General features: G+C 74.4%; 7 protein-coding genes. All 7 read right to left on the bottom strand.

What is annotated here, in order from left to right; translation table 11 throughout:
* Nucleotides 1-276: 276 nt before the first annotated feature.
* Complete coding sequence (locus ACIQOW_RS35205) at nt 277-1,665, bottom strand: ABC transporter substrate-binding protein (protein ID WP_401091940.1); 1,389 nt, start codon at nt 1,663-1,665, stop codon at nt 277-279.
* Between the two features lie 351 nt (nt 1,666-2,016).
* A complete protein-coding gene (locus ACIQOW_RS35200; protein ID WP_401091939.1) occupies nt 2,017-3,231 on the bottom strand; it encodes a cytochrome P450 in 1,215 nt (404 codons plus the stop codon).
* A gap of 34 nt (nt 3,232-3,265) precedes the next feature.
* The gene (locus tag ACIQOW_RS35195; RefSeq protein ID WP_401091938.1) at nt 3,266-4,510 is read right to left on the bottom strand and encodes a cytochrome P450; all 1,245 of its coding nucleotides are present in this window, start codon (nt 4,508-4,510) and stop codon (nt 3,266-3,268) included.
* Nucleotides 4,507-5,208, bottom strand: coding sequence for a GTP-binding protein (locus ACIQOW_RS35190; RefSeq protein ID WP_401091982.1), 702 nt, complete (start codon nt 5,206-5,208; stop codon nt 4,507-4,509). The genes ACIQOW_RS35195 and ACIQOW_RS35190 overlap by 4 nt, the downstream gene beginning before the upstream one ends.
* Nucleotides 5,209-5,296: 88 nt before the next feature.
* Nucleotides 5,297-5,665: a DUF742 domain-containing protein gene (locus ACIQOW_RS35185; protein ID WP_401091937.1), complete on the bottom strand. Its 369-nt coding sequence runs from the start codon at nt 5,663-5,665 to the stop codon at nt 5,297-5,299.
* Nucleotides 5,662-6,102 (bottom strand): roadblock/LC7 domain-containing protein, encoded by a 441-nt coding sequence (locus tag ACIQOW_RS35180; protein ID WP_401091936.1) that lies wholly within the window; start codon nt 6,100-6,102, stop codon nt 5,662-5,664. The genes ACIQOW_RS35185 and ACIQOW_RS35180 overlap by 4 nt, the downstream gene beginning before the upstream one ends.
* Complete coding sequence (locus ACIQOW_RS35175) at nt 6,102-7,880, bottom strand: sensor histidine kinase (protein WP_401091935.1); 1,779 nt, start codon at nt 7,878-7,880, stop codon at nt 6,102-6,104. The genes ACIQOW_RS35180 and ACIQOW_RS35175 overlap by 1 nt, the downstream gene beginning before the upstream one ends.
* Between the last annotated feature and the right edge of the window lie 290 nt (nt 7,881-8,170).

Raw genomic sequence — 8,170 nt, 5'->3', positions numbered from 1 at the left:
CGGGGGGGGGGGGTGGGTTAAGGGGGCCTGGGGGGGGGGGGGGGGGGGTGGGGGTTGGGGGGGGGGGGGGGGGGGGGGGGGGGGGGGGGGCCCCCCCCCCCCCCTCGACAGGTGGTCCTCGGTGTGCGTCCGGCCCGCCCCGGAACCGGAACGGAAACCGGAAGCCGGAAGCCGGTGTCCGGAACGCGGGCGCCGGAGCCCGGAGCCCGGAGCCCGGAGTCCGGAGCCCGAGGTCCGGACGCCGACACCCCGGGACGGCACCGGGCGGCGCCTCGGCTACTGCGGCCAGGCGGCGTCGATGTCGGCGGCGGTCTTCTGGATCGACTGCCCCTCGGCGAACCAGGCGGTCAGCGACTTCCACTCCTGTCCCGCACCGATCGCGGCCGGCATCAGGTCGGAGCCGTCGAAGCGGAAGGTCGCCGACGGGTCGGTCAGCGCCTCGGCCGACAGCTTGTCGATCGGATCGGTGTACAGGCTCCTGTCCACGCCCTGGTTGGCCGAGACCCAGCCGCTCGCGGTCTTCACCCGGCTGCTCGCCCAGTCCGAGCTGGACAGGTAGTTCTGCACCGCCTGCACCTCGGGCCGGCCGGAGAAGGCCGCCAGAAACTCGCCGCCGCCCTCGACCGGATTGGCGATCGCCGGGTTCACCGCCGGCAGGTGGAAGGCGAAGACGTCCCCGTCCGGACCGACCTTGGTGCCCTTGGGCCACTGCGCCTCGTAGAACGAGGCCTGCTGGAGCATCAGGCACTTGCCGCTCAGGATCGGCGTTCCCGCGTCCTGGAAGGTGGTGGTGGCGATCGACTTCACGTCACCGAAGCCCGCGTTGACCCAGTCCGGGTTCTGCATCCAGCCGGCGACCGTCCGCATCGCGTCGGTGATCTTCTGGTCGGAGAACTTCACCTGGTGGCCGACCCACTGGTCGTACACCTCGCCGCCGTACGAGCCCAGCACCGCCTCCTCCAGCCAGTCGGTGGCCGGCCAGCCGGTGGCCGTCCCGGAGGCGATGCCGCCGCACCACGGCTTGGAGCCGCCCGCCTTGGCGATCCTGTCGCTGAGCGACATCAGGTCGGCCCAGGTCTTCGGCACCTCGTAGCCGGCCGCCTTGAAGGTCTTCGGCGAGTACCAGACCAGGGACTTCATGTTGGCGCTCATCGGGGCCGCGTAGAAGCTGCCGTCGACCGAACCGTAGGTCTTCCAGATCGGGCTCCACTTGCCCTGGTTCGTGACGGTCTCCGCGGGCGGCTTCACCACCTTCCCGCTCTTCACCATCTGCGCCAGCAGGCCGGGCTGCGGGATGACCGCGAAGTCCGGGGCGTTGCCGCCGGACACCCGGACCGGCAGCTGGGACTCGAAGTCGTTCGAGCCCTCGTAGCTGATCTTGATCCCGGTGCACTTGGCGAACTCGGCCCAGGACTTCTCCAGGTTGTCCGACTCCGGGCTCAGGATCGAGGCGAACATCGTCACCGTCGTGCCCGAATGCCCGGCGTACGGCTGGTACTTGGCGCAGTCACCGGTGAGCGACTCGGCCGACCCGCCTCCACCGCCCCCCGAACCACCGGAGCTGTTGGAGCAGGCCGCGGTCAGCGCGAGCGCCGCCACCAGGACGGGCAGAGCGGCCGTTCGGCGGCGGTAACTCCGATGCGGCGCGGTCGGATTGAGGGTCAATGCGGTTCTCCTCGCCAGGGCGTACTGCCGACGGTGGGCTGAACGACGTCGCGCTGTACCGGAGACGGGCCTTCACGGACTTCAGGGATCGCGGAGCAGGATCGCGGACCGGGGAACGGACAGGGACGCGGGCGGGATCACGGACAGGATCACGGGCGGACGGCGGCCGGACTGATCGATGACGTTAACGCAGCCGTCGGCCCCCGCCAAGGTCCCCGCTCGACCTTCGCGCCCGACCTTCACGTTCACCCCTCCGATCCGCCCCCACCGGAAGGCACCCCGGAGCCGCCCACGGAGGAGCCGACAGGCTCCGGCCGAAAACCCGACCGGAGCACGTGACATGACGAATCGTCAGTACAGCCGGATCGGCAGCTCCAGCAGACCGTTCACCACCAGCGACGGGCTCGGCCGCAGCTCGGCGTCCGGCACCGCGAGCGACAGCCCCGGGAAACGCTCGAACAGCGCGGGCAGCGCGACCCCCGCCTCCAGTCGGGCCAGCGGCGAGCCCGGGCAGACGTGCGGCCCGTGGCCGAAGGACAGGTGGCGGATCGGGTCCCGGGTGAGGTCGAAGACCTCGGCCGTCACCCCGTGCTGGAGCGGGTCGCGGCCGATCGCGTTGTACGAGACCAGCACCGGCTCGCCGGCCGGGATCACCACCTCGCCGACCGGGATGGACTCGGCCGCGAAGCGGAACAGGAAGTTGCCGGTCGGCGGCGTCCAGCGGAGCGACTCCTCCACCACCGCGTCCCAGGAGACCCGCTCCGAGCGCACCAGCTCCAGCTGGTCCGGGTGGGCCAGCAGCGCCCGTACCGCGTTGCCGATCAGGTTCACCGTGGTCTCGTGACCGGCCGCGATGATCACCCGCAGGGTGGCCGCCGCCTCCGCGTCGGTCAGCGCCCCGCCCTCGGTGTCGGCCGCCAGCAGGACGCTCGCCAGGTCGTCACCGGGAGCCGAACGGCGCTGCGCCACCAAGCCGTTGACGAAGGCGTTCAGTCCGGCGACGGTCGCCTGGATGCCCTCGGGGTCGGGCTTGATGCCGAAGAACCGCTCGTACAGGTCGCGCAGCAGACCGTGGTCCGACTCCGGCACGCCCAGCAGCGAGCAGATCACCGTCATCGGCAGCGGGAAGGCGAAGGCCGTCTTGAGGTCCACCACCGGCTCGCCCGCCGCCAGGCCGTCCAGCAGCGCGCGGGTGGTCTCCTCGACCCGCGGGCGCATCAGCTCCACCCGGCGCGGGGTGAAGGCCTGGGCGACCAGCGCCCGCAGCCGGCGGTGCTCGGCGCCGTCCGTGGTCACCATGCTCGGGCCCGGCACCGCCAGGCCGATCAGCGGCCAGGTCTTCGGCACCTCGCCGCGCTGGTAGGCCGCCCAGTGCGCGGCGTCCTTCACCAGCCGGGCGTCCGTCAGCAGGTCCCGCGCGGCGCCGTGCCGGACCACCGCCCAGGCGGCGACCCCGCCCGGCAGTTCGACCGGCACCACCGGGCCGGCGGCCCGCAGCAGCGCGCCCTCCGCCGCGCTGTCGCGGGCCAGCGGGTCGAGGACGATTCGGGCCGGGGCAGCGGTCATCGACGGTTCTCCTTCGTACGGCGGGTGTCGTGGGTCAGGCCGGGTGGCCCGGGGTGAACGAGACCGGCAACGCCACCAGCCCGCGCACCCAGGCCGACGGCCGCCACACCAGCGCGTGCTCGGCCACCGCGAGCCGCAGGTCCGGCAGCCGGTCGAGCAGCACCTCGATCGCGGTGGTGGCGATCACCTCGGCCGCCTCCTGGGCCGGGAACGGACAGCCGTGCTCGCCGTACGAGTAGCTCATGTGCGCCCGGTTCCCTTCCGCCGGGCGGCCGTCCGGCTGCCGGACCGACGGATCGGCGTTGGCCCCGGCGAAGCCGAGCAGGACCAGGTCCCCCTCGCCGATCCGCCGGCCGCCGAGCCGGGTGTCCCGGACCGCCCAGCGGCCGGCGAAGATCTGGGTCGGGGTGTCCTCCCAGAGCACCTTGTTCAGCGCCTGGCTGATGCTGCGCCGGCCGCCCGCCAACGAGGCGGCGAACCGCTCGTCGGTGAGCATCAGCCGCAGCGCGTTGGAGATCCAGTACGAGGTCGGCTGGTGGCCCGCGATCAGCAGCACGCGCAGGTCGCGCATCACCTCGTCGTGGGTCAGCCCGGCCGGGTGCTCCAGCATCCGCGAGGCCACGTCGGCGCCCGGGTACCCGGCCTTCTCCTCGACCAGCGCGTGCATCAACTCCAGCAGCCGCTGGGCACCGGCCGCGGCGTCCTGGCCTCCGTCCAGCATGGCCAGCAGCGCCGCGATCAGCTGCGGCGCCTGTTCCTCGTCCAGGCCGAGCACCCGGCACAGCACCAGCAGCGGCATCCGGTGCACGTACTCGGCGACCAGGTCGGCCTCGCCGCGCCCGGCGAACCCGTCGATCAGCCGGTCGGCGATCTCCTCCGCGTGCTTGCGCAGCTCGTACGGGTCGATCCCGGCCAGCGCGTCGGTGACCGCGCGCGAGCGCCGGACGTGCTCCTCGCCCTCGGTGTAGAGGATCGAGGGGGCGGGCGCCATCATCGGCTTCAGCGGCCAGTCGGCGGGCAGCGTCGCCCAGGCGTGCCAGCGGCCGGAGTCACGGCCGAACAGCTGGGGGCTGCCGGTCACCTGCTGGAGCTCGCGGTAGCCGATGACCAGCCAGGCGGGCACGCCGCCGGCCAGTTCGACCGGGGCGACCGGGCCGTGCGCGGCGCGCAGCTCGCGGTAGAGCTGGGCGGGGTCGGTCTGGAATCGCGGCCCGTACAGCGGCGTGGCGGCGGCGTGCGCCGGGCAGCCCGGGGGCGGGGTGGCGGCGGGCTCGGTCACGGGGTGCTCTCCTCGTAGATCGCGGTGCGGGCCCCTGCCGGGGCGGGCGCTTCGGCCGGGGCCGCCTCGTCGTCCCCCGCGGCGGCCGGTTCGTCCGCCGCGATGGCCGTCGGTTCGTCCCACACGACCGCGGACAGCGCGGCCTCGTCGGCGCCGGCCAGGGCTGCCAGGTGGTGGACCAGGGCGATCAGCACCCGCTTGCCCGACTCGCGGTCGCGGGCGTCGCAGTCCACCAGCGGCACCTCGGCCGGCAGGTCCAGCGCCTCGCGGACCTGCGCCAGGGTGTGGCCCGGCTCGCCGAAGTTGTTGCGGGCCACGATGAACGGCGTGCCGTGGTGCTCCAGCCGGTCGATCGCGTACCAGGAGTCCTCCAGCCGCCGGGTGTCCACCAGGACGACCGCGCCCAGGGCACCGCTGAACAGCCGGTCCCAGAGGAACCAGAAGCGCTCCTGCCCGGGCGCGCCGAACAGGTACAGCACCTGGCGCTCGGAGAGGGTGATCCGGCCGAAGTCGAAGGCCACCGTGGTGGAGCGCTTGCCCCAGGCTCCGGCCGGGTCGACGCCCTCGCCCGCCCGGGTCATCACCTCTTCGGTGTTCAGCGGGCGGATCTCGCTGACCGAGCCGACCAGTGTGGTCTTGCCGACGCCGAAGCCGCCGACCACGACGATCTTCAGCGCGTTGTCGGCGGTCGCCCGCAGCGGGGTGCGCGGCTCGCCGGGCCGGGCGGCGGCACCGGTGCCGCCGTCGGTGCCGGTGCCGACCTCAGTGCCGCCGCCGACCCGGGCGTCAGAGCCGTTGGAGGCCATGCAGCACCTGCTTCAGCGTGTCGAGGTCGGGCAGCCTGGCCTTGTTCGGCGCGAACCTGGGGTGCCTGGCGGTGACCGCCCCGGACTCCAGCAGGTCGCCGAGCAGGATCTTCACCACCGAAATGGGCAGCGTCAGCTCCGCCGCCACCTCCACGACGGCGGTCGGGACCTCGCACATCCGCAGGATCCGCGCGTGCTCCGACTGCATCCCGGGCGCCGGCTGCCGCTCGGCGACGATCAGGGTGACCAGGTCGAAGGCGTTCTCCGGAGCCCGGCTGCGGCCCCGGGTGATGGTGTAGAGGCGGTCCGGGTCGTCGTCGCGGCCCGGCGGCACCGGCCCGGCGTTCATATACCTGCGCTCTCTCGAGCGGCGGCCCCGTCGGATTCCGCACTCCGGACGGGCGCGCTGAGGTGGACCCCGATCTGCTCGATCAGGCCGTGCATGTTGTGGCCGACCACGCCGACGTCCGCTTCCTCGTCCGTGACCACCGCCAGGTGCGCGCCCTCGCCCGCCGCCACGATGCACAGGATGCCGCCGTGGAACTCGGTCATCGACTGCCGCACGCCGCCGCTGCCGTCGCCGAACTCGATCGAGGCGCCGTGTGCCAGGCTCTGGAGGCCCGAGGCGATGGCGGCCAGCTGGTCGGCCTGGTCGGTGCTCAGGCCCGTGGTGTGGCAGAGCTTGAGGCCGTCGGCGGAGAGGACCAGGGCGTGCCGGGTGCCGGGGGTCGCCGCCAGCAGGTTCTCCAACAGCCAGTCGAGGTCGCGGTCGATGGCGCTGCTCATCAGGTGTCCTTCTCGGTGACGGGGGAAGCGTCGGGCATGGTGTCGGGGTCCGTGGTCGGCGCCCCGGCCGGAGCCTGCTCGGCCGCCACGGGTCGGGCGGCGGCCCGGCGGAACGCGCCGAACCGGGCTGCCGCGCCCGCGTCGCCGCGTACGGGCTTCGCGGCGTGGTCCGCCGCGGGGGCGGCGGTGGCCAGCGTCTGCCCGCGGCGGCGCTGCGGCAGGCCGCTGTCGGTCATCCGGGCGGGCGCGGCCGGCAACGCGGGCGCGGTGGCGGTGGCAGTCTGCGCCCTGACGGCGGCGGGCTGAGCGGCGGGGGCGGGCTGCGCCGAGGCGACGGGCTGCGCGGCGGGCGCCGGGGGCAGCGAGGCGGCGGGGCGCGCCTGGGTGAGCACGGGGCGCGCGGACTCGGTGGGCGGCGCCTGCACCGGGACGGACGCCTGGACGGGCGCCGGGTCGGCGGTCGGAGTCTGGTGCGTGACCAACTGCTGCGGGATCAGCATCACCACCCCGGTGCCACCGCGCGCCGACGGCCGGAAGGAGATCTGCAGGCCGTGCTTGCGCGCCAGCACACCGACCACCGCGAGCCCGAGCCGGGTGCCGGCGGAGAGCGTGGCGAGGTCCAGCGGCTCGGCGGAGACGGCCCGTTCGGCCCGGCGCAGCCAGCTGTCGCTGAGGCCCAGTCCACTGTCCTCGACGGTGACCGCCAGCCCGGCGGGCACCTCCTCGACGTAGACGTGCACCTCGGCCGGCGGGGCGGAGAAGTTGGTGGCGTTGTCCAGCAGTTCGGCCAGCGCGTGCATCACGCCCTCGGCGGCGTAGCCGGCGACCGCGGCGGTGCTGGCGTTGTGCAGCCGCACCCGCTGGTAGGCGCCGATCCGGCCGAGCGCGCCGCGCAGCACCGACTCCACCGCGATCGGCTTGGCCCAGCGGCGGCCCGAGCGGGCGCCGGTGAGCACCGCGATGCTGTCGGCCATCCGGCCCGCCTGGGCGGTCGAGTGGTCCAGGCTCAGCAGGTCGCCGAGGACCTCCTCGTCGTGGCGGTGCTGCATCTCGCGCAGTTCGGCGTGCATCCTCGTGGCCAGGGCCTGCACCCGGCCGGCGGCGGTCGCGCAGACCGCGAGCGCGGCGGCCCGCAGCCGCTCGCCCCGGCCGATCTCCTCGCCGACGGCGCGCAGCAGCGCGTACTGGGGGTGCTTGCGGTGGACGGCCAGCGCGCTGTCCACGGCGGCGCCGGACCGCAGCTTCCCCACCACCTCGGGCAGCACGCTCTCGGCGATCCGGGCCAGCTCGGCGCGCTCGGCCTCGGTGCTGGTCCGCTCCGCCTCGGCCCGGGCCCGCTCGTCGTCGAGTGCGGCCCGCAGCCGGGTCAGCTCGACGTGCGCGGCGGTGACGTCCGCGTCGGCCCTGGCCTGCTCGGCGCGGGCGGCGTCCCGCTCGGCGAGCGCTGCGGCGGCGCGGTCGGCGGCGGCCGTCTCGGCCTGCCGGGCCGTGCCCGCGGCGACCAGCGCGGCCCGGGTCTCCTCGTGCTGCGCGGCCAGCTCCTCGGTCAGCCCGCGGGAGCGTTCGGCCCCGGTCCCGGCGAGGCCGACGGCGATCAGCCAGAGCACCGTGACGGCGCCGACCGCGAGGGCGGTGAGCGGCTGGTGCGCACCCAGTGCCCGGGCGATGCCGACCGGCGCGGCGACCAGTGCCAGCAGCACGGCGGCGGCGGTCAGGGCGACGGTGCGCGGCGCGGGCCTTCGGCGCGGCCGACCGGCGGGGCTGGTGGCTTCTCTCATCGGGGCGGTCCTCGGCAACGTCGGCGGGCGGCGGCGCGGGCAGCGGGTCGGCGACGGTTGCGTCCGCCGACCGCGGTTCGGGCGCATACCAGACCGCCCGGGCGACGTCGTCAAACGTCTCCGGGCGGCTGATCGGTTCACGCTTTCTGCCGATCATATCGATTCAGACATAGCCCTCAAGCAGCCAGTTGACGGCCAGTCCCCTTCTTTCACACCACACACACCACGTGGCGACGCCGTCGGCGCCCGCCCGAGCGCGACGGTTCACGTCCCGGTCGTCCGACGGCCCA

Origin of the sequence: Kitasatospora sp. NPDC091335 (genome assembly GCF_044757205.1) — a bacterium.
GTDB lineage: Bacteria > Actinomycetota > Actinomycetes > Streptomycetales > Streptomycetaceae > Kitasatospora.
Note: the sequence above shows the minus strand (reverse complement) of the source record. Positions and strands in the feature narration are given on the sequence as shown.